Below are 21,069 nucleotides of genomic sequence, written 5' to 3'. Positions count from 1 at the left end.
CTCCATGCTGTTTTCCGGTAAGGGCACGCACCGCCGTCCGTCCAAGGCCACGCGCGCCATCGCCATCGCCGGTGTCACCGGTGCCGCCGTCGCCGCCCCGCTGATGGCGGCCGGCAACGCCTCCGCCGCCACCGCCTCGGAGTGGGACACCGTCGCCCAGTGCGAGTCCGGCGGCAACTGGTCCATCAACACCGGCAACGGCTACTACGGCGGTCTGCAGTTCTCCGCCTCCACCTGGTCCGGCTACGGCGGCACCAAGTACGCCTCCACCGCCGACCAGGCCACCAAGGCCCAGCAGATCGAGATCGCCGAGAAGGTCCTGGCGAGCCAGGGCAAGGGCGCCTGGCCCGTCTGCGGCAAGGGCCTGTCGAGTGCCGGCTACACCGGCGGCGGCTCCTCGAGCGACTCCGGCAGCTCCACGCAGCAGCAGAGCCAGCAGAGCACCGAGACCCGCCAGACCGAGCAGCAGCCGGCTTCCCGCTCCGACGAGCGCCCGGCCGCGAAGAAGACCGTCACCACCCCGACCGGCAAGAAGGTCAAGAAGGGCGACGGCGAGTACAAGGTCGTCAAGGGCGACACCCTCAGCTCGATCGCCACGGAGGAGAAGGTCAAGGGCGGCTGGGAGAAGCTCTACCAGCTGAACAAGGACATCGTCGAGGACGCCAACCTCATCTACCCGGGCCAGCAGCTGCACCTGAAGTAAGCAGCGGCCCCGCCGGACCCGCCCAGGGTCCTCGTGCTCCCCGCCCCGGTGCGTCATCCCCCGTACGCACCGGGGCGGGGTTTTTTTCGGCAACCGGTTTTGTTCCGTTCGGAAACAATTTACTCTCGGTTCTGTCCATGGGGTGGGCGACCCGGTGGCCGATCGCCCGGGGCCGGTTAGGCTCATGTCGCGAGCCACCACGGCCCGCACCCCGCCGGGTCCACGCGACCCGCGTACCGCGTCACATGAAGAAGGAGATGCTCGTGCCGTCCATCGACGTCGTCGTAGCCCGGGAAATCCTGGACTCCCGAGGCAACCCCACGGTCGAGGTCGAGGTCGGCCTCGACGACGGCAGCACCGGTCGTGCCGCCGTCCCGTCCGGCGCCTCCACGGGCGCCTTCGAGGCCATCGAGCTCCGCGACGGCGACTCGAACCGCTACCTCGGCAAGGGTGTGGAGAAGGCCGTCCTCGCGGTCATCGAGCAGATCGGCCCGGAGCTGGTCGGCTACGACGCCACCGAGCAGCGCCTGATCGACCAGGCGATGTTCGACCTGGACGCCACCGACAACAAGGGCTCCCTCGGCGCCAACGCGATCCTCGGCGTCTCGCTCGCCGTCGCCCACGCCGCCTCCGAGGCCAGCGACCTGCCGCTGTTCCGCTACCTGGGCGGACCCAACGCGCACCTGCTGCCGGTGCCGATGATGAACATCCTGAACGGCGGCTCGCACGCCGACTCCAACGTGGACATCCAGGAGTTCATGATCGCCCCGATCGGCGCGGAGTCCTTCTCCGAGGCCCTGCGCTGGGGCGCCGAGGTCTACCACACGCTGAAGAAGGTCCTGAAGAACAAGGGCCTGGCCACCGGTCTCGGCGACGAGGGCGGCTTCGCCCCGAACCTCGGCTCCAACCGCGAGGCCCTCGACCTCATCCTCGAGGCGATCAACGAGGCCGGCTACACCCCCGGCGAGCAGATCGCCCTGGCGCTCGACGTCGCCGCCTCCGAGTTCTACAAGGACGGCGTCTACACGTTCGAGGGCAAGGATCGCTCGGCGGCCGAGATGACCGAGTACTACGCGGAGCTCGTCGACGCGTACCCGCTCGTCTCCATCGAGGACCCGCTGTTCGAGGACGACTGGGAGGGCTGGAAGACCATCACCGACAAGCTCGGTGACAAGGTCCAGCTCGTCGGCGACGACCTGTTCGTCACCAACCCCGAGCGCCTCGCCCGCGGCATCGAGGAGGGCGCGGCCAACGCGCTCCTGGTCAAGGTCAACCAGATCGGTTCGCTGACCGAGACCCTGGACGCCGTCGAGCTGGCCCAGCGCAACGGCTTCAAGTGCATGATGTCCCACCGCTCCGGCGAGACCGAGGACGTCACCATCGCCGACCTGGCCGTGGCCACCAACTGCGGCCAGATCAAGACCGGTGCCCCGGCCCGTTCCGAGCGCGTCGCCAAGTACAACCAGCTGCTGCGCATCGAGGAGATCCTCGACGACGCCGCGGTGTACGCCGGCCGCAGCGCCTTCCCGCGCTTCAAGGGCTGACCCCGGCCACAAGAGGCAGCGTCGTACGTACGTCCCCGTACTCGGTCCCGTACCGTGTCCGGGGACGTACGCGCGTATGACGGTGGAGCGGGAGGCGGACAGATGGCCGTGAAGGACCGGGACCGGTTCTCCACCGCGACCAGGATCCGGCTGCTCGGAGAGCAGACCGCGGCCCGGGTCTACCGCTCCCAGACCAAGCGCCAGGCCCGCCGCTCACGGCTGACCGGCCGGGCGGCGCTGCTCGCCCTGGTGATGTGCTCGCTGATCGTGGCCCTGGCCTACCCGATGCGGGAGTACGTCTCGCAGCGCGCCGAGATCGACGACCTCCAGCGCGAACAGCGCCAGGCCCGCGAGCGCGTCGAACGGCTGCGCGACCTGAAGGCGCGCTGGCAGGACGACGCCTACGCCGAGCAGCAGATCCGGCAGCGGTTGCACTACGTCATGCCGGGGGAGACGGGCTTCATCGTCGTCGACCCGCACGCGGCGAAGCAGTCGCGCACCGACCTGGGGGCGGCCGACCGTCCCTGGTACTCGAACGTCTGGGACGGGGTCGACAAGGCCGATGCCTCCGACCGGTGACCCGGCCCCAGTCAGTGACCTGAACCCAGAGAAAGACAGCCTGAAGACAGTCATGGAAACGCCCCCGCCGACCACCCCGCGCACCGAGCCCACCGACGCGGACGTCGAGGCCTTCAAGCAGCAGCTCGGCCGGCCCCCGCGCGGTCTGCGCGCGATCGCGCACCGCTGCCCGTGCGGACAGCCGGACGTCGTCGAGACGGCCCCGCGGCTGCCGGACGGGACACCGTTCCCCACGCTGTACTACCTGACGTGCCCGCGCGCCGCCTCGGCGATCGGCACGCTGGAGGCCAACGGCGTGATGAAGGAGATGACCGAGCGGCTGGCCTCGGACCCGGAGCTGGCGGCTGCGTACCGCGCCGCGCACGAGGACTACATCCGCCGGCGCGACGAGATCGAGGAGCTGAAGAACTTCCCGAGCGCGGGCGGCATGCCGGACCGGGTGAAGTGCCTGCACGTGCTGGTGGGCCACTCGCTGGCCGCGGGACCCGGGGTGAACCCGCTCGGGGACGAGGCCATCGCGATGCTGCCCGAGTGGTGGCGCAAGGGACCGTGCGTGACCACCGCCGAGGAGGACGCCCAGTGACCCGTGTCGCCGCCGTGGACTGCGGTACGAACTCCATCCGGCTCCTGGTCGCCGACGCCGACCCGTCGACCGGTGAGCTGGTCGACCTGGACCGCCGGATGACGATCGTGCGGCTCGGGCAGGGCGTCGACCGCACCGGCCGGCTCGCCCCCGAGGCGCTCCAGCGCACCTTCGCGGCCTGCCGCGAGTACGCCGGCATCATCAAGGAGCACGGGGCGGAGCGGCTGCGGTTCGTGGCGACCTCCGCCTCCCGGGACGCCGAGAACCGGGACGAGTTCGTGCGCGGCGTGCTGGACATCCTGGGCGTCGAGCCCGAGGTGATCTCCGGGGACCAGGAGGCCGCGTTCTCCTTCACCGGCGCCACCAAGGAGCTGGCCGGGGGCGACCACCTGCCGAAGCCCTACCTCGTCGTGGACATCGGCGGCGGCTCGACCGAGTTCGTCGTGGGCGACGACCGGGTCCGGGCGGCCCGGTCGGTGGACATCGGGTGCGTCCGGATGACCGAGCGGCACCTGGTCCGGGACGGGGTGGTGAGCGACCCGCCGTCCGAGGAGCAGATCGCGGCGATGCGGGCAGACATCGAGGCCGCGCTCGACCTCGCCGAGCAGACGGTTCCGCTGCGCGAGGCGCGCACGCTGGTCGGCCTGGCCGGCTCCGTGACGACCGTGTCGGCGATCGCCCAGGAGCTGCCCGAGTACGACTCCGAGGCCATCCACCACTCCCGTGTCTCCCACGACCGGGTCCGCGAGATCACCGAGTGGCTGCTGCGCTCCACCCACGCCGAGCGCGCGGCGGTGCCCTCCATGCACCCGGGCCGGGTCGACGTGATCGGGGCGGGCGCCCTCGTGCTCCTGTCGATCATGGAGCGGATCGGGGCACGGGAGGTCGTCGTGAGCGAGCACGACATCCTCGACGGCATCGCGTGGTCGGTCGCCTAGCCCGCTTCTGAGCAGGCACGGATCACGGATGAGCGCCTCCGGGGGGTTCTGGTGACCCCCCGGCGACAGCCCGTCGGAAAAGTTCGTGAAGTTCTTCACAAGGAATTCGGCCCTCTCGGGCGATCAAAGGGGCCCCGTTGACCCGTCCGGGGGCTGAACGGCCCTTTGAACATGTTCAGAAGCATGGTATGGAGGGGTCCGGGGAGGCGCGCGAAGGGACGCTCCGGAAGGACCTCACGGAGGCCTGTCGCGCACAGAGAGGCAGCTCACGCGGCATTGACAACGGTCCGGGGTGCACAAACGCTCCCGGTTGTCACCATGACATGGATCACGCGGGCGGCGGAGGATAGCACACACCCCGTCGGAGCTTGTGAAGGGGCGCACGAGCCACCCCCCTGAGACGGGTGGATACTCGATGGCATGAGCACCACGGAGCGTCCCAGGATCCTCGTAGTAGGCGGTGGGTACGTAGGCCTGTACGCAGCTCGGCGCATCCAGAAGAAGATGCGCTACGGCGAGGCGACCGTCACGGTCGTCGACCCCCGGTCGTACATGACCTACCAGCCCTTCCTCCCCGAAGCCGCCGCCGGCAACATCTCCCCGCGCCACGTCGTCGTCCCGCTGCGACGCGTGCTGCCCAAGGCGGAGGTCCTCACCGGCCGGGTCACCACCATCGACCAGGACCGCAAGGTCGCCACGGTCTCCCCGCTGGTCGGCGAGGCCTACGAGCTGCCCTTCGACTACCTGGTGATCGCGCTCGGCGCGGTCTCCCGCACCTTCCCGATCCCCGGCCTCGCCGAGCAGGGCATCGGCATGAAGGGCATCGAGGAGGCCATCGGCCTGCGCAACCACGTCCTCGAGCAGCTCGACAAGGCCGACTCCACCACCGACGAGGAGATCCGCCGCAAGGCGCTCACCTTCGTCTTCGTGGGCGGCGGTTTCGCCGGTGCGGAGACCATCGGTGAGGTCGAGGACATGGCCCGGGACGCGGCCAAGTACTACAAGAACGTGTCCCGCGAGGACATGCGCTTCATCCTGGTCGACGCCGCCGACAAGATCCTCCCCGAGGTCGGCCCCAAGCTCGGCAAGTACGGCAAGGAGCACCTCGAGGGCCGCGGCGTCGAGGTCTACCTGTCCACCTCCATGGACTCCTGCGTCGACGGCCACGTGGTGCTGAAGAACGGCCTCGAGGTCGACTCCAACACCATCGTGTGGACCGCCGGCGTCAAGCCCAACCCGGCCCTCGCCCGCTACGGCCTGCCCCTCGGCCCCCGCGGTCACGTCGACTGCGAGCCGACCCTCCAGGTCAAGGGCACCGACTACATCTGGGCCGCCGGCGACAACGCCCAGGTCCCGGACCTCGTCGGCCGCAAGGCCGGCAACGAGAACGCCTGGTGCCCGCCGAACGCCCAGCACGCGCTGCGCCAGGCCCGGGTCCTCGGCGACAACGTGGTGTCCGGCATGCGGGGCTTCCCGCAGAAGGACTACGCCCACGCCAACAAGGGCGCGGTGGCCGGTCTCGGCCTCCACAAGGGCGTCGCGATGATCGTCATGGGCAAGATGAAGATCAAGCTCAAGGGCCGTCTCGCCTGGTACATGCACCGTGGCTACCACGGTCTGGCGATGCCGACCTGGAACCGCAAGATCCGCGTCTTCGCCGACTGGACCCTCGGCATGTTCCTCAAGCGCGAGGTCGTCTCGCTCGGCGCCATCGAGACGCCGCGCGAGGAGTTCTACGAGGCCGCCAAGCCGGCCCCGGTCGCCGCCGCGCCGAAGGAGAAGACCGAGGAGAAGGCCAAGGCCTCCTGACCTCCGGTCACACATCCGCCTGACGAAGGGCCTCCCGCCATCCGTGGTGCGGGAGGCCCCTCGGCGTTCGAGGACCTCGCCGCCGGGCCGGGGACATACCGGCTTTGCCCAGACATGACGCGTGCCGGGGACTGCGCCGAAGCCCCGCAGGTGTTTACGTGGTGTCGGACATTCCGGGATTCCGCGTCATGGAGGTGTACACCATGGCAGACGCCGCGCAGCGGCTGCAGGGCCTCTTCACACAGTTGCTGGGAGCACCGCTCCCGGTGCGCATCCGCGCCTGGGACGGATCGCTGGCGGGCCCGCCGGGCGCGCCGACCCTGGTGGTGCGCAACCGCCGCGCGCTGCGCCGCCTGCTGTGGAAGCCCGGCGAACTGGGACTGGCCCGCGCCTGGGTCGCGGGCGACCTCGACATCGAGGGGGACCTCTACGTCACGCTCGGTCTGCTGGCCGGTCTCGTCTGGGAGCGCGGCGAGGACGCCCGCACCCTCGCCCAGGCCCTGCGCGACCCCGAGGTCCGTGCCGCCGTCCGCGGACTGGTCAAGCTGGGCGGGGCCCCGCTGCCGCCCGCCCCGCCCCGCGAGGAGGCCCGCCGCCCCCGCCGCCACCTGCACACCAAGCACACCGACCGACGCGCCATCAGCCACCACTACGACGTCGGCAACGACTTCTACGAGATCGTCCTCGGCCCGTCCATGGTGTACTCCTGCGCCTACTGGCCCACCCCGGACAGCAGCCTCGAACAGGCCCAGCACGACAAGCTCGAACTCGTCTGCCGCAAGCTCGGCCTGAGACCCGGTCAGCGGCTCCTGGACGTCGGCTGCGGCTGGGGCTCCATGGCCGTCCACGCCGCCCGCGAGCACGGCGTGAGCGTCGTCGGCGTCACGCTCTCCCAGGAGCAGGCCGCCTACGCCCGCAAGCGCGTCGCCGGCGAGGGCCTCACCGACAAGGTCGAGATCCGCGTCCAGGACTACCGCGACGTCCGCGACGGGCCCTACGACGCGATCTCCTCCATCGGCATGGCCGAACACGTCGGCGCCGACCGGTACCTGGAGTACGCCGCCGGCCTGTACATGCTGCTCAAGCCCGGCGGGCGGCTCCTCAACCACCAGATCGCCCGCCGCCCGCAGCGCGACGAGACGACGTACAGCGTCGACGCGTTCATCGACTCCTACGTCTTCCCCGACGGCGAGCTCCAGCCGATCGGCAGCACCGTGGCCCAGCTGGAGCGCGCCGGGTTCGAGGTACGCGACGTCGAGGCGATCCGCGAGCACTACGCCCTCACCCTGCGCCACTGGGTCGCCCGCCTGGAGGCCGACTGGCAGCGCGCCGTGCGGCTGACCGGCCCCGGCCGTGCCCGGGTCTGGCTTCTGTACATGGCGGCCTCGGCCCTGGCCTTCGAACGCAACCGCATCGGCGTCAACCAGGTCCTGGCCGTCCGCGCCCCGGACTCGGGTGCCTCCGGGATGCCGTTGCGGGCCCGCGTGTGGGGTACGCCCGGCCGCGGTTGATCCGGACACGACCGGAAGGGCCGGACTCCCCGTCGTGGGGAGTCCGGCCCTTCCGTGTGCGGCGAGGTCACTCGGTCTTGATCGCGTTCAGCATGTTCAGCCTCGCGGCGTTGCGGGCCGGCCACATCGCGGCCAGGACGCCGACCAGACCGGCCAGCACCAGGAAGATCCCGATCCGGTCCCAGGGCAGGACCAGCGCGTACCCCGGGATCTGGTCCGCGAAGGTCTCGCCGATCGCCCAGCCGAGGAACGCGCCGAGACCGATGCCGACCAGCGCGCCGAACACCGAGATGACGACGGCCTCCAGCCGGACCATCCGCTTCACCCGGCGCCGGTCCAGACCGATCGCGCGCAGCATGCCGATCTCCTGCTGTCGCTCGAAGACCGACATCGCGAGGGTGTTGACGACGCCCAGCACCGCGATGATCAGGGCCATCGCCAGCAGGCCGTACATGATGTTCAGCAGGGTGTTGATGGCGCCGCCGAACTCGTTGCGGATGTCCTGCCGGTCCATCACCGTGATCGCGGGGTTGTCGCCCAGCGCGTCGATGACGACCTTCTCGTTCGCCGCGGTCTGGCCGCCGTCGACCTTCACGAAGATCTGCCGGATGGACGGCTTCGTCTCGTGCCGGTCCACGACCTTCCGGTCGACGAGGACGGGGGAGAGGAACTCGCTGTCCTTGTAGACGGCGCCGACCGTCAGCGTGGCCTTCTTGTCGTCGCCGAAGGTGACGGGGAGCCTGTCGCCGGTCTTCCAGCCCCTGCTCTTCGCCGTCTTCTCGGCGACCGCGATCCGGCCCTCGGCGAGCGAGCCCGCGCTGCCGCTGACGACGTCGACGGTCAGGACCTTCTCGATGTCGCCCGGGGTGACCGCCGAGGCGGACACGTAGTCCTTGCCGTCGAGCTGGAAGTAGACGTCCTGCTGCGGCGAGACCGCGGACACGCCCTCGGCCTTCTCCAGCGCCGTCAGCGCCGACCGGTCGAGGTCACCGCCGTTGGCCATCGAGACCATGTAGTCGGCCTTGATGTTGTCCGTGGTCATCTTGTCGATGGCCGTACCGACCGTGATGCCGAGCACCGACAGGCCGGTCACCAGCGTCAGCCCGATCGCCAGCGCCGAGGCGGTGGCCCCGGTCCGGCGCGGGTTGCGGACCGCGTTCTGACCCGCCAGCTTGCCCGCCACCCCGAAGGGGCCGACGAGCAGCGGACGGACGAGCGCGATCACGGGCCGGGACAGCAGCGGGATCAGGATGATCACGCCGATCAGCGCGAGGAACGCGCCGGCCCCGATGTACATCCGGCCGTCGTCGCCGCCGGTCGAGGCACCCGCCACGATCCCCGCCGCGCCGAGGGCGGTGACGGCCGCACCGATGGAGTTGCGCAGCACCAGCGACTTGGTGGTGGCCACCGCGTGGACGCTGTTCATGGCCGCCACCGGCGGGATCTTCGCGGCCCGGCGGCCGGGCAGCCAGGCGGCGAGCATCGTGATCAGCACACCCACCGAGACAGCCGCGATCACCGGCGTGGCGGACAGGATCAGCGGGCCGTCCGGCATCTTCATGTCGAACGCGGCCATGCCCGAGCGCAGTCCGACGGCCAGACCGATGCCGAGGACGAAGCCGACGGCCGAGGCCATCAGGCCCACCAGCGCGGCCTCGGCGAGCACCGAGCGGGTGATCTGCTTGCGGGACGCGCCGACGGCGCGCATCAGGGCGATCTCCTTGGTGCGCTGGGCGACCAGCATCGTGAACGTGTTCGAGATCAGGAAGATCCCGACGAAGAGCGCGATGCCCGCGAAGCCGAGCAGGACCTGCTTGAGGTTGCCCATGCCCTGTTCGATCTGCTCGGCCTGCTCGTCGGCCAGCGCCTTGCCGGTTTGGGCCTCGGCGGTGTCGGGCAGCAGCGGCCGGACCGCGTCCAGGATCTTCGCGTCGTCGGCGCCGGGGGCGGCGGTGACGGTGACGCTCTCGAAGTAGCCCGGCTTCAGATACTGCTTCTGGGCCACGGCGGTGTCGAAGAGGACGAGGCTGCCGCCGGCGTTGACCGCGCCGTCCTCGGTGGTGAACACACCGCTGAGGGTGTACTCCTTCACCGGGCCGTTGGTCGCGACGCGCACCCGGTCGCCGACCCGGTACTCGCCCTTGGCGGCGGACTCCTCGTCCAGGGCGATCTGGTCGTCCTTCACCGGGCCGGAGCCGTCGGTGAAGGTGTAGGCGGCGTCCTTGCCGTCCTCGCCGGGGGCGAAGTTGGAGCCCTTGTTGGACCAGCCGACGCCGATCAGCTTCCCGTCGGGGTCGGCGACCCCGGCGAAGCCCTCGACGCGGCCGTACACCCCGGCGACGCCGTCCACGGCGGAGATCCTGTCGAGGACCTTGCCGTTCAGGCCCGGCTCCTCCTTCGGATTGTCCGGGTCGGCGTACGAGGAGACGGAGACGGCGACGTCGTCGTAGCTCTTCGCCGACTGGTTGCGGAAGGCGTTGGAGAGGGTGTCGGCGAAGACCAGGGTGCCCGAGACGAACGCGACGCCGAGCATCACGGCGAGGACGGTCATCAGCAGCCGGGCCTTGTGCGCGAGTACGTTGCGCAAGGCGGTACGGAACATGGTGGCGGTTCTCAGTCCTGTCGGTCCTGACGGGGGATCAGCTGGTGCGGCCCTTGGCGTCGAACTGCTTCATGAAGTCGAGGACCGTGTCGGCCGTCGGCCGGTGCATCTCGTCGACGACCCGGCCGTCCGCGAGGAAGATCACGCGGTCCGCGTAGGACGCGGCCACCGGGTCGTGGGTCACCATCACGACGGTCTGGCCCATTTCCCGCACGGAGTTGCGCAGGAAGCCCAGGACCTCGGCCCCGGAACGCGAGTCGAGGTTTCCGGTGGGCTCGTCACCGAAGATGATCTCGGGCCGGGAGGCCAGCGCCCGGGCCACGGCGACGCGCTGCTGCTGGCCGCCGGAGAGCTGGGCGGGCCGGTGGCCGAGCCGGTCGGCCAGGCCGACCATGGTGATCACGGAGTCCAGCCACTGCTTGTCCGGCTTGCGGCCCGCGATGTCCATCGGAAGAGTGATGTTCTCCAGCGCCGTCAGCGTCGGCAGCAGGTTGAACGCCTGGAAGATGAAGCCGATCTTGTCCCGGCGCAGCTTGGTCAGCTGCTTGTCCTTCAGGGAGCCCAGCTCGGTGTCGCCGATGCGCACCGACCCGGAGGAGAACGTGTCGAGACCGGCCACGCAGTGCATCAGGGTGGACTTGCCGGAGCCGGAGGGGCCCATGATCGCGGTGAACTCGGCCTGCCGGAAGTCGACGGAGACCCGGTCCAGGGCGACCACCTGGGTCTCGCCCTGTCCGTAGATCTTCGACAGATCCGTGGCGCGCGCGGCCACGGTGGTTGCCCGGCCGGCGAGGGATGCGGTGGTCACGGGATGGCTCTCCTGTCGGATGACTGTGCACGGGGAAGGTCGTGTTCCATCGTCCGGGTCCGACGCCGCCGTGTAGTCACCCGTTGCTCCCGTTCCGGAGGCCGACTGCAGTCGGACTGCGCGGGGCAGTGTCATACCTGGGGATGACGAACGCCCCTCAGGGGCCCCGGTGTCGGGAACCGATGGTTCCGGGTGTTGAGAACAGGTGGAGTGCCCTCGTTCGGGCGGTGAAATTCCGTCATTCCGCATACGCGGCCGGGCGCCGCACGCAAGGCTATTGGCAAGTGCGGATGGCGTGTTCGGTGTGCTGATGCACCCTCAGACGTCAATAAAATAAGACAACATCGGTCCACGCTTCCGCTGTTCGGGGGACCCGTCCCGATAGTCTCGGACACTCGATGCGGAGCCCACGGCCTGCCCGGATGGTGGAATGCAGACACGGCGAGCTTAAACCTCGCTGCCCCTTCGCGGGCGTGCCGGTTCGAGTCCGGCTCCGGGCACCATCCGATCCCTGCGTGGTCCATTGAAGAGTTCACGGCGCGCCCGTTGACAGCGGCCGCATGCCGTCGGAGACTCACAGGCAGATTGGTGAAAGAAATTTCACCTGACGAACGCGATGGGAAAGAGGTCGCCCGATGCGCACCACCGTCGGCATCATCGGAGCGGGCCCCGCCGGCCTCCTCCTGGCCCGGCTGCTGCACAACGCCGGCATCGACGCGGTCGTCCTGGAGAGCCGCGACCGCTCCTACGTCGAGCGGCGGCAGCGCGCCGGGATCCTGGAGCAGGGCACGGCCGACGTGTTGCGCGCGGCAGGCGTCGGGGAGCGCATGGACCGCGAGGGGCTGCGCCACGACGGCATCGAACTGCGCTTCGACCGCAGACGCCACCGCGTCGACTTCCCCGCCCTCACCGGCGGCCGGTCCGTGACCGTCTACGCCCAGACCGAGGTCTGCAAGGACCTCATCGCCCTCCAGCTCCAGGAGGGCGGGCCCCTGCTCTTCGAGGCGGAGGCGCTGGCCGTGGAGGACGCCGGCACCGACACCCCGCGCATCCGCTTCCGGCACGAGGGCCGCGAGGACGTCCTGGAGTGCTCCTACGTGGTCGGCTGCGACGGCTTCTGGGGCGTGGCCCGCAAGGCGATCCCCAGCACACTCACCCAGGTCTTCGAGCGGACGTACCCCTTCGGCTGGCTCGGCATCCTCGCCGACGTGCCGCCCTCGCACGACGAGCTCGTCTACGCCCGCCACGACCGCGGCTTCGCCCTGCTCTCCATGCGCCCGCCCGTCACCCGCCACCACCCTTCCAAGGAAGTCGCTTCACTCCCCATTGAATCCTTCGTCTCCCGCCTCTACCTCCAGGTGCCCGACGGCACCGACGCCGGTGCGTGGAGCGACGAGGAGATCTGGGACGAGCTGGAGCGCCGGTTCGAGACCGCCGACGACTGGCGCCTCGCGCGCGGCCCGATCACCCAGAAGTCGGTCACCCCCATGCGCTCCTACGTCCACGAGCCCATGCGGCACGGCCGCCTCTTCCTCGCCGGCGACGCGGCGCACATCGTCCCGCCGACCGGGGCCAAGGGCCTCAACCTCGCCGTCGGCGACGTCGTGACCTTCGCGCGGGCCCTGATCCACCAGCAGGAGACCGGATCCCCGGCCCTGCTCGACGCCTACTCCGCGACCTGCCTGCGCCGGGTCTGGCAGGCCGAGCGGTTCTCCTACGACATGACGACCCTCCTGCACCGCGCGCCCGGCGCGACCCCCTTCGAGGACCGGCTCCAGCTCGCCCGGCTGGAGCGGATCGCGACCTCCCGCGCCGCCGAGACGGACCTGGCCGAGGCGTACACGGGCTTCCCCTTCGGGTGAGCCGGGAGTGACCCCCTGCGGTGAGGGGAATCACGAAGCCACGTAGCGTGTTGCGCAGCACGACGAGGGAAAGATCCTCCCCAAGCAGTAGGGTCATTCCTTTGCCTACCTATTACTCTTGAGCCAAGGCCACGCCTGGTGGCCATGGAGGAGTGAAATGAGGAGCAGAAACCCGGTCTTCTCGCGACGGGGGTTCAGCCGCGACAACGGCTACGCGGGCTTCAACACCGCGCCGCAGGCCGGGGGTCCCGCTGTCGCCACCCAGGGCAACCCGTACGCGCAGCCCACGGGCGGCCAGTACGGGCAGAACCCGTACGCGCAGAACCCTTACGCCCAGCAGGACCTGCAGTACGGCGCTCCGCCGCAGGCCCCGGCCGCCACCGGCCGGATGACCATCGACGACGTCGTCCTGCGCACGGCGAGCACGCTCGGCGTGCTCATCCTCACCGCGGCGCTCTCCTGGGCCCTGCTGCCGGTCGACGACGCCAACATCAGCCGTAGCTACGGCATCGGTATCGGCGCCGCCCTGATCGGCATGGTCCTGGCGTTCGTCCAGTCCTTCAAGCGCAAGGCCTCGCCCGCGCTGATCCTGACGTACGCCGCCTTCGAGGGTGTCTTCCTCGGCGTCGTGTCCAACATCGTCGACAGCCGGATCGCCGACGGCGCGGCCATGCAGGCCGTGATCGGCACCATGGCGGTCTTCGCCGGTGTGCTGATCGCCTACAAGGCCGGCTGGATCCGCGTCAACCGCCGCTTCTACGGCTTCGTGATGGCGGCCGCGCTCGGCTTCATCCTGCTGATGACCGTGAACCTGCTGTTCGCGGTGTTCGGCGGCGGTGACGGCCTCGGCTTCCGCAGCGGTGCCCTCGGCGTCGTCTTCGGCGTCATCGGCGTCATCCTCGGCGCCTGCTTCCTCGCCCTGGACTTCAAGCAGGTCGAGGACGGCGTCGCCTACGGTGCCCCGCGCGAGGAGGCGTGGCTCGCGGCCTTCGGCCTCACGCTGACGCTGGTGTGGATCTACATGGAATTCCTGAGGCTCATCTCGATCCTCAACAGCAACGACTAGTTCCGACAGTCGTAGCGCGAAGGGCCCCGGCTCCGGCCGGGGCCCTTCGTCGTCTGCGGGACGGTGCGCGCTAGAGGAGTTTGCGCGCGGCCCTCCTCAGGTCGTACTCGTGGATGATCGCCTTGGCGTGGCCGTACGCGAGGTTGTGTTCGTGCCGGAGCCAGCTGACCTTTTCCTCGAAGCGGAAGAGCGCCGGGCCGTCTTCGACGGTGCGCAACCAGTCGGAGATCTCACGACCGGTGCAGTGGGGGATGCGGGCTAGCATGTTGCGGTGGGTCTCTTCGGAGAAGACTTGGGACATCGGCGCCTCCGGACGCTGGGATGTAAGCCGGTCCTTCAGGTCACCGTGCCTGAGTGTTCGCCCGTTGGCAACAGTCCCGGTGCGACGCGTACGCTCGCGGCGTGGTTGATACGACGCCTTTGACCCGTGCGGTGGAGCACTTCGCCGATCGTTTGAGGGCCGCGCCCCAGAGCCGGTTGCAGCGGGGCGCTGCCGCTGAGGCTCTCGGGCTGGCCCGGGAGCTGGCCCGCAGGGCGCAGGTGCTCGAGGGCGTGGAGCCCCGGGAGATGCCGGATGCGGGGATGTTTGCAGCGGCAGATCAGATCACCGTGGCCGTGAATGATCTGGCGGTGGTGATTCCCAGCCCTGCCGACGTCGATGACGCGGTGCGGCTGGTGGAAGAAGCGCAGAAGAGGGCCGGCGTCTGACCCGCGTTCGCGCGTGCGGGCGGTCCCGGGCCGGTCGCGGGGTTCCCCGCGCCCCGTGGGGGCGCTTCCCTACAGGGACGCGATGACCCGGTCCGCCAGGATGTAGACGTTGTCCTCGCCGCACTCGAACGTCAGCGTGTAGGCGCCGGAGACGCCGGAGCCGCCCAGCAGGGTCGGCGTCACGCCCGCGCGCAGGGCGGTGGCGAGGCGTTCGGCGGTCTCGCGGTGGCCCGGCGTCATGCACAGGGTCGTGCCGTCGGCGAAGACGTAGACGTCCAGGGTGCCCAGCGGGCCGGGACGGACGTCCGTCAGCTCGACGCGGGAGGAGGCCAGCTCCTCCAGGGTGGCGACGGTGCGCTCGTGGTCGTTCACGACCGGCGACTGCGCCGGTACGAAGTCCGGGTGGGAGGGGTGGCGGCGGCGGGCCGCGGCCAGCTCGGGAGACTCGCCGACCGGCTCCTCGGCATCCACGCCGGGCTCGGACACCGGCTCCAGACCCGCGAAGTCGGCCTGGCGGGGCAGGAACAGATCGGTCTCGGGCAGACCCAGCAGGGAGGGGGCGTCGGAGGCGTCACGGGCCTCCTGGGCGGCCCAGAACGCCCGCGCCTCGGCGAGCTCCCGCTCCCGCTCCTCGGCGAGCGCCGCCGCGACGGCGGCACGTATCTCATCGGTGTCGGCAGCGGTGCGGGCCGCGGGCAGCAGCGCACGGGTGGTGGCGGCGCGGTTCTCGGCCAGCGCGGTGTGCAGGGCCGCGACCTGGCGGCGCAGCTGCAGGACGGTGCGCAGGACGGCGACGCCCACGGCGCCCGTGGCGGCCGTGGTGACCAGCAATGCGATCGGCATGGCGCTCACTGACGTACTCCCGGTTCAAAGTCGACCCCCGACTTCCTACATCAGCTTGAAGGGCGGACTAACCACCTGTCAGTGCGTAACGTCACGAAACGGACAGAGCTTCGGTCCAGGGGAAGGGGGTGGGGCTGCTGTGACCTGGGCTTCTCTCCGTGGAGAGGGAGATAGGTCACATCCTGAGGGAGATTGGATCACAAAACAGCCCAGAACCCCGGAGTTTCCGGGGTTCTGGGCCAAGGCCTCACAGCGCGTGCTATGGCGGCTACCGTACGGCGATCAGCTGAGGCGCTCGATGACCATGGCCATGCCCTGGCCGCCGCCGACGCACATCGTCTCCAGGCCGAACTGCTTGTCGTGGAACTGGAGGGAGTTGATGAGTGTGGTGGTGATGCGGGCGCCGGTCATGCCGAAGGGGTGGCCGACGGCGATGGCACCGCCGTTGACGTTCAGCTTCTCCAGCGGGATGCCCAGGTCGCGGTAGGAGGGGATCACCTGGGCGGCGAACGCCTCGTTGATCTCGACCAGGTCGATGTCGTCGATGGTCAGCCCGGCCCGACGCAGGGCCTGCTTGCTGGCCTCCACCGGGCCGAGGCCCATGATCTCGGGCGAGAGGCCGGAGACGCCGGTCGACACGATCCGGGCGAGCGGGGTGAGGCCGAGCTCGCGGGCCTTGGTGTCGGACATGATCACGAGGGCGGCGGCACCGTCGTTCAGCGGGCAGCAGTTCGCGGCGGTGACCATGCCGTCGGGGCGGAAGACCGGCTTGAGGCCCTGCACGCCCTCCAGGGTGACGCCGGCGCGGGGGCCGTCGTCCTTGGAGACGACCGTGCCGTCGGGGAGGGTCACCGGGGTGATCTCGCGCTCCCAGAAGCCGTTCTTGATGGCCTCTTCGGCGAGGTTCTGCGAGCGGACGCCGAACTCGTCCATGTCCTGGCGGGTGACGCCCTTGGCGCGGGCCAGGTTCTCGGCGGTCTGGCCCATCGCGATGTACGGGTCGGGCAGCAGGCCGTCCTCGCGCGGGTCGTGCCAGGTCGAGCCCTCGGACTGGGCGGTGGCGACGGTCCGGGCCTCGGCGTCGGCGAAGAGCGGGTTGTGCGTGCCGGGCATGTCCGAGCTGCCGTGCGCGTACCGGGAGACCGTCTCCACGCCGGCCGAGATGAAGACGTCGCCCTCGCCGGCCTTGATGGCGTGCAGCGCCATGCGGGAGGTCTGCAGGGACGAGGAGCAGTACCGGGTGACGGTGCAGCCCGGCAGGTGGTCCATGCCCATCTGCACGGCCACGATCCGGCCGAGGTTGTGGCCCTGCTCGCCGCCGGGCAGGCCGCAGCCGAGCATCAGGTCGTCGATGTCCTTCGAGTCCAGCTCGGGGACCTTGGCCAGGGCGGCCTGGACGATCGTGGCGGCCAGGTCGTCCGGGCGGAGGTCCTTGAGGGAGCCCTTGACGGCGCGGCCGATGGGGGAGCGGGCGGCTGAGACGATCACGGCTTCGGGCATCACGGCTCCATTGACGTACCGGGTGGTCTGGCAGGGCTGAGTGGGAAGTTACCCGTACGTATGGGCTGGGTCACGGGTGTCGCGGTGTGACCCTGACCGCAGTTTCCAAGCGCTTGCTTTTCTGCCTCCTCAGTTCGAGGGCGTCGCGGGGGCCGGCTCCTGCTCGGGTACCCGCCGGCGCCGCCGGCGCTTCAACAGGGCCCACGGGCCGCGCGGCCCGCTCGGCATCGCCGCCGCGACCTCCGTACCCGCCTCCGAGGCGGCCTCCGCCGCCGCCCGCGCCACCGGCAGGAAGCCCTCGCGGCGGGAGGCGTCCGGGCGCTCCTCCTCGGCGGGCCACAGACCCAGGGAGGCGCACACGGTCGGCAGAACCGCCATCGCCGCCGTCGCGTAGCCCTCGGCGGAGGGGTGGTAGCTGTCCGGCCCGAACAGCTCGCGCGGGTTCTGGGCGAACTCGGGCCCCAGCAGGTCGCCCAGCGACACGGTGCGGCCGCCCTGTTCGACGACTCCGATCGTCTGGGCGGCCGCCAGCTGGCGTGAGGCCCGCCGGGCCAGCCAGCGCAAGGGCTGGCGGACCGGCTCGATCGTGCCGAGGTCGGGACAGGTGCCGACCACGACCTCCGTACCGGCCGTGCGCAGCCGGCGGACCGCCGAGGACAGATGGCGGACCGAGCGGGTCGGGGGCATGCGGTGGGTGACGTCGTTCGCGCCGACCATGATCACGCAGATGTCGGGCACCGGGTCGGGATCGGACAGCACCAGCGCCACCTGGCGGTCCAGGTCGTCCGAACAGGCCCCGGGGGTCGCCACCGTGCGCAGTACCACCGGGCGCTCCGCCAGCGCGGCGAGCCCCGACGCCAGCAGCGCCCCGGGGGTCTGCCCGCCCCGGTGCACGCCCTGGCCCGCGGCCGTGGAGTCACCCAGCATCGTCAGCCTCAGCGGTACCTCGCCCGGAACGGCGTACGTACGGCCGTACAGCCTGTCCGCGTGCGGCACGTGCGGTGACGTGCCGTTGCCCACCCGCCGCCGCGCCAGCTGCACCTCGGCCAGCACCAGCCCCACGGTGGCCGCTCCGGCCAGACCGATCCCGCCGCCGCCGTATGCCGCGCCGGCCGCGATCCGCCGGGCCACCCTCGCCCTCGACATGCTCGTCATGCGTCGCTGCCACCTCCTCGAACCCGTACACCCAGTGCTTGCCCCGTACAGCCCGTCGCCCAATCTCAACGGGCAGTGATCGACCGTCACGGACCACCGGCAGGCCATAGGCTGGCGGCACCACTAGGACCACTTCTTTGCGGCATCCGGAGACAACGGTGCAATTCCACGACTCGATGATCAGCCTCGTCGGCAACACCCCGCTGGTGAAGCTCAACAGCGTGACCAAGGGCATCAGGGCGACCGTCCTGGCCAAGGTGGAGTACTTCAACCCCGGCGGCTCGGTGAAGGACCGGATCGCCCTGCGCATGATCGAGGCGGCGGAGGAGAGCGGCGCGCTCAAGCCCGGCGGCACGATCGTCGAGCCGACCAGCGGCAACACCGGGGTCGGGCTCGCCATCGTCGCCCAGCAGAAGGGGTACAAGTGCATCTTCGTGTGCCCCGACAAGGTGAGCACCGACAAGATCAACGTGCTGCGCGCGTACGGCGCCGAGGTCGTCGTCTGCCCGACGGCCGTCGACCCCGAGCACCCGGACTCGTACTACAACGTCTCCGACCGGCTGGTCCGTGAGACGCCCGGAGCCTGGAAGCCCGACCAGTACTCCAACCCCAACAACCCGCTCTCCCACTACCACTCGACCGGCCCCGAGCTGTGGGAGCAGACGGAGGGGAAGATCACCCACTTCGTGGCGGGCGTGGGCACCGGCGGCACCATCTCCGGGACCGGCCGCTATCTGAAGGAGATCAGCGACGGCTCGGTGAAGGTCATCGGCGCCGACCCCGAGGGCTCGGTCTACTCCGGCGGCTCCGGACGGCCCTACCTCGTCGAGGGCGTCGGTGAGGACTTCTGGCCGACCGCCTACGACCGGAGCGTCGCGGACGAGATCGTCGCCGTGTCCGACAAGGACTCCTTCCAGATGACCCGCCGTCTCGCCAAGGAGGAGGGCCTGCTCGTCGGCGGCTCCTGCGGCATGGCGGTCGTGGCCGCGCTGGAGGTCGCCGAGCGGCTCGGCCCGGACGACGTCGTGGTGGTCCTGCTGCCGGACAGCGGCCGCGGCTACCTCAGCAAGATCTTCAACGACGAGTGGATGGCCGACTACGGCTTCCTGGAGGACACGGGCCCCAGCGCCCGCGTCGGCGACGTCCTGAACGACAAGGAGGGCGACCGCATGCCCTCCCTCGTCCACATGCACCCGGAGGAGACGGTCGGCCAGGCCATCGAGGTGCTGCGCGAGTACGGCGTCTCGCAGATGCCGGTCGTCAAGCCGGGCGCCGGCCACCCCGACGTGATGGCCGCCGAGGTCGTCGGCTCGGTCGTGGAACGCGAGCTGCTGGACGCGCTGTTCAGCAAGAGTGCCTCCCTCGACGACCCGCTGGAGAAGCACATGTCCGGCCCGCTGCCCCAGGTCGGCTCCGGCGAGCCCGTCGCCGACCTGATGGCCGTGCTGGGCAAGGCCGACGCGGCGATCGTCCTCGTCGAGGGCAAGCCGACCGGTGTGGTCAGCCGGCAGGACCTGCTGTCCTTCCTGGCCCGCACGGGGAAGTGACGGCCAACGTCCGGTGAACTGCCCGTGAACCGGGTGAACTTGCGGCGTCCGTGATCTTCGCCGACTTCGCAGAACCGGTACGCGGGTGTCACGTCCGCGCAGCACCCGCTTAACACGGGTCCTGCACATTGGTGGGTGTCGGCAGGGGCGGGAGCGGCTCCCCGTCCAGGCCGGCACCGAGCGGCGTCGAAGGACCTCCGGAGCGGCTCCCGGACCTCCATGGACGCCCTGGACGCGCAAGCCCGGCCCTGACCGGACCCGCGTCCTTCGCGGGGACCGCCGTCGTCCCGCCCCCCGTTCACGGGGGTGCGGCGGTCCCCGCGCACTCCCCTCACGCGACGTCAGCCCGCGTGCCCGGCCGCCCAGCTCCCCAGCAGCGCCAGGCGCTCCGCCGTCTCCGAACCCGGTTCGGGCGTGTAGGCCACGATCGTCTGGTCCGGTGCCGCCGGGATCGTGAAGGTCTCGTAGGGCAGGGTCAGCAGGCCCGCGACCGGGTGCCGCAGGAGCTTCACGCCGTGATCGCAGGGCTTGACCAGGTGGTCGGCCCACAGATGACGGAACTCCTGACTGGACCGCGTCAGTTCGGCGACGAGTTCCCCCGTGACGGGATCACCGGGATGGTGGCCCGCCTGCAGGCGCAGGTGCGCGACCGTCTGGGCGGCGATCTCCGCCCGGTCGGGGTAGAGCTCGTGCGAGGCGGGGTCGAGGAAGACACGGCGCGGCAGGCTGAGGTCGCCCGGGCCGCCGAAGCCGAGCAGGGCGTCGGCGAGGGCGTTCCAGGCGAGGACCTCCAAGCGGTGGTCCAGGACGTAGGCGGGATTGCGGTCCATGCCGTCCAGAAGCAGCTGGACACCGGGGCGCACCCGGGACGAGCCCGGCCCCTGCCCGGCCCGCCGGCGCGGCCGGGCCACCGCCCGCAGGTACTCCCGCTCGGCCCCGTCCAGCCGCAGCACCCGCGCGATCGCGTCCAGCACGGCGTCCGAGACACCCCCGGACTTCGTCCGGGAAGGCCCCCCGGGCCCCCTGCCCTGCTCCAGGCGGATGTAGTAGTCGACGCTCACCCCGGCCAGCTGCGCCACCTCCTCACGGCGCAGACCGGGAACGCGGCGGCGGCCGTACGACGGCAGCCCCACCTCCTCCGGCCGGATCCGGGCGCGGCGCGAGCGCAGGAAGTCTCCCAGTTCTCCGTCCATGGGCCCGAGCCTAGGCCGCCAGGGCCCGGCGAACCTGGTACTGGCGGACCCAGGATGAGCGCGGCCCTGGGTAGCGCGGCCGAAGCCGCCGAGGGTGGTGGCCGAGGCCGGGGAGACG

The 21,069-nt window shown here is 70.6% G+C and carries 18 protein-coding genes and 1 tRNA gene; 12 read left to right on the top strand and 7 right to left on the bottom strand.

Annotation, left to right across the window (positions count from 1 at the left end):
- Positions 1 to 4: 4 nt before the first annotated feature.
- The 7 genes from ACFY9E_RS22490 (at position 5) to ACFY9E_RS22460 (ending at position 7,667) form a co-directional block, all read left to right on the top strand.
- Complete coding sequence (locus ACFY9E_RS22490) at positions 5 to 703, top strand: transglycosylase family protein (protein WP_390986860.1); 699 nt, start codon at positions 5 to 7, stop codon at positions 701 to 703.
- Between the two features lie 263 nt (positions 704 to 966).
- Positions 967 to 2,247: a phosphopyruvate hydratase gene (gene eno / locus ACFY9E_RS22485; protein ID WP_390986858.1), complete on the top strand. Its 1,281-nt coding sequence runs from the start codon at positions 967 to 969 to the stop codon at positions 2,245 to 2,247.
- Between the two features lie 102 nt (positions 2,248 to 2,349).
- Positions 2,350 to 2,826, top strand: coding sequence for a septum formation initiator family protein (locus ACFY9E_RS22480; protein WP_390986857.1), 477 nt, complete (start codon positions 2,350 to 2,352; stop codon positions 2,824 to 2,826).
- A 52-nt stretch (positions 2,827 to 2,878) separates the two neighbouring features.
- Positions 2,879 to 3,409, top strand: a complete 531-nt coding sequence (locus ACFY9E_RS22475) for a DUF501 domain-containing protein (protein ID WP_390986855.1) — start codon at positions 2,879 to 2,881, stop codon at positions 3,407 to 3,409.
- Complete coding sequence (locus tag ACFY9E_RS22470; RefSeq protein ID WP_390986853.1) at positions 3,406 to 4,347, top strand: exopolyphosphatase; 942 nt, start codon at positions 3,406 to 3,408, stop codon at positions 4,345 to 4,347. Before ACFY9E_RS22475 ends, ACFY9E_RS22470 begins: the two co-directional genes overlap by 4 nt.
- Positions 4,348 to 4,767: 420 nt before the next feature.
- Entirely contained in the window at positions 4,768 to 6,156 is a 1,389-nt protein-coding gene (locus ACFY9E_RS22465; protein WP_390986850.1) for an FAD-dependent oxidoreductase, read from the top strand.
- Between the two features lie 203 nt (positions 6,157 to 6,359).
- On the top strand, positions 6,360 to 7,667 hold the full coding sequence (locus ACFY9E_RS22460; RefSeq protein ID WP_390986848.1) for a class I SAM-dependent methyltransferase: 1,308 nt from the start codon (positions 6,360 to 6,362) through the stop codon (positions 7,665 to 7,667).
- Between the two features lie 67 nt (positions 7,668 to 7,734).
- On the opposite strand, the gene ACFY9E_RS22455 is transcribed toward ACFY9E_RS22460, so the two are convergent.
- Complete coding sequence (locus tag ACFY9E_RS22455) at positions 7,735 to 10,269, bottom strand: FtsX-like permease family protein (RefSeq protein ID WP_390986845.1); 2,535 nt, start codon at positions 10,267 to 10,269, stop codon at positions 7,735 to 7,737.
- 37 nt (positions 10,270 to 10,306) lie between these two features.
- Positions 10,307 to 11,077 carry an ATP-binding cassette domain-containing protein gene (locus ACFY9E_RS22450; RefSeq protein ID WP_390986842.1) on the bottom strand — a complete coding sequence of 257 codons (771 nt, stop codon included), beginning with the start codon at positions 11,075 to 11,077 and terminating at the stop codon, positions 10,307 to 10,309.
- Between the two features lie 416 nt (positions 11,078 to 11,493).
- Between ACFY9E_RS22450 and ACFY9E_RS22445 the strand changes: the two genes are divergently transcribed.
- The 3 genes from ACFY9E_RS22445 (at position 11,494) to ACFY9E_RS22435 (ending at position 14,005) form a co-directional block, all read left to right on the top strand.
- Positions 11,494 to 11,580: transfer RNA gene (locus ACFY9E_RS22445), tRNA-Leu, on the top strand.
- 132 nt (positions 11,581 to 11,712) lie between these two features.
- Positions 11,713 to 12,939 carry a 4-hydroxybenzoate 3-monooxygenase gene (locus tag ACFY9E_RS22440; RefSeq protein ID WP_390986840.1) on the top strand — a complete coding sequence of 409 codons (1,227 nt, stop codon included), beginning with the start codon at positions 11,713 to 11,715 and terminating at the stop codon, positions 12,937 to 12,939.
- A 157-nt stretch (positions 12,940 to 13,096) separates the two neighbouring features.
- Positions 13,097 to 14,005 carry a Bax inhibitor-1/YccA family protein gene (locus ACFY9E_RS22435; RefSeq protein ID WP_390986837.1) on the top strand — a complete coding sequence of 303 codons (909 nt, stop codon included), beginning with the start codon at positions 13,097 to 13,099 and terminating at the stop codon, positions 14,003 to 14,005.
- A 70-nt stretch (positions 14,006 to 14,075) separates the two neighbouring features.
- On the opposite strand, the gene ACFY9E_RS22430 is transcribed toward ACFY9E_RS22435, so the two are convergent.
- A complete protein-coding gene (locus tag ACFY9E_RS22430; protein WP_031102797.1) occupies positions 14,076 to 14,306 on the bottom strand; it encodes a DUF4287 domain-containing protein in 231 nt (76 codons plus the stop codon).
- A 101-nt stretch (positions 14,307 to 14,407) separates the two neighbouring features.
- On the opposite strand from ACFY9E_RS22430, the gene ACFY9E_RS22425 reads away from it, so the two are divergent.
- Positions 14,408 to 14,713 (top strand): hypothetical protein, encoded by a 306-nt coding sequence (locus tag ACFY9E_RS22425; protein ID WP_390986834.1) that lies wholly within the window; start codon positions 14,408 to 14,410, stop codon positions 14,711 to 14,713.
- A 69-nt stretch (positions 14,714 to 14,782) separates the two neighbouring features.
- On the opposite strand, the gene ACFY9E_RS22420 is transcribed toward ACFY9E_RS22425, so the two are convergent.
- From ACFY9E_RS22420 to ACFY9E_RS22410, 3 genes are all read right to left on the bottom strand, one after another.
- Positions 14,783 to 15,565 (bottom strand): hypothetical protein, encoded by a 783-nt coding sequence (locus tag ACFY9E_RS22420; RefSeq protein ID WP_390986832.1) that lies wholly within the window; start codon positions 15,563 to 15,565, stop codon positions 14,783 to 14,785.
- Positions 15,566 to 15,838: 273 nt separating this feature from the next.
- Positions 15,839 to 17,056 carry an acetyl-CoA C-acetyltransferase gene (locus tag ACFY9E_RS22415; RefSeq protein ID WP_390986829.1) on the bottom strand — a complete coding sequence of 406 codons (1,218 nt, stop codon included), beginning with the start codon at positions 17,054 to 17,056 and terminating at the stop codon, positions 15,839 to 15,841.
- 129 nt (positions 17,057 to 17,185) lie between these two features.
- Entirely contained in the window at positions 17,186 to 18,211 is a 1,026-nt protein-coding gene (locus tag ACFY9E_RS22410; RefSeq protein ID WP_390986826.1) for a GDSL-type esterase/lipase family protein, read from the bottom strand.
- Between the two features lie 158 nt (positions 18,212 to 18,369).
- Here ACFY9E_RS22410 and ACFY9E_RS22405 point away from each other — a divergent pair, with 158 nt between their 5' ends.
- The gene (locus tag ACFY9E_RS22405) at positions 18,370 to 19,758 is read left to right on the top strand and encodes a cystathionine beta-synthase (protein ID WP_390986824.1); all 1,389 of its coding nucleotides are present in this window, start codon (positions 18,370 to 18,372) and stop codon (positions 19,756 to 19,758) included.
- 341 nt (positions 19,759 to 20,099) lie between these two features.
- On the opposite strand, the gene ACFY9E_RS22400 is transcribed toward ACFY9E_RS22405, so the two are convergent.
- A complete protein-coding gene (locus ACFY9E_RS22400) occupies positions 20,100 to 20,951 on the bottom strand; it encodes a helix-turn-helix domain-containing protein (RefSeq protein WP_390986821.1) in 852 nt (283 codons plus the stop codon).
- Positions 20,952 to 21,069 lie beyond the last annotated feature (118 nt).

The sequence above is a fragment of the Streptomyces sp. NPDC012466 genome (genome assembly GCF_042955215.1).
Taxonomy (GTDB): domain Bacteria; phylum Actinomycetota; class Actinomycetes; order Streptomycetales; family Streptomycetaceae; genus Streptomyces.
The sequence above is the reverse complement of the archived record's forward strand: the minus strand, read 5'-3'. Positions and strand labels throughout refer to the sequence as shown.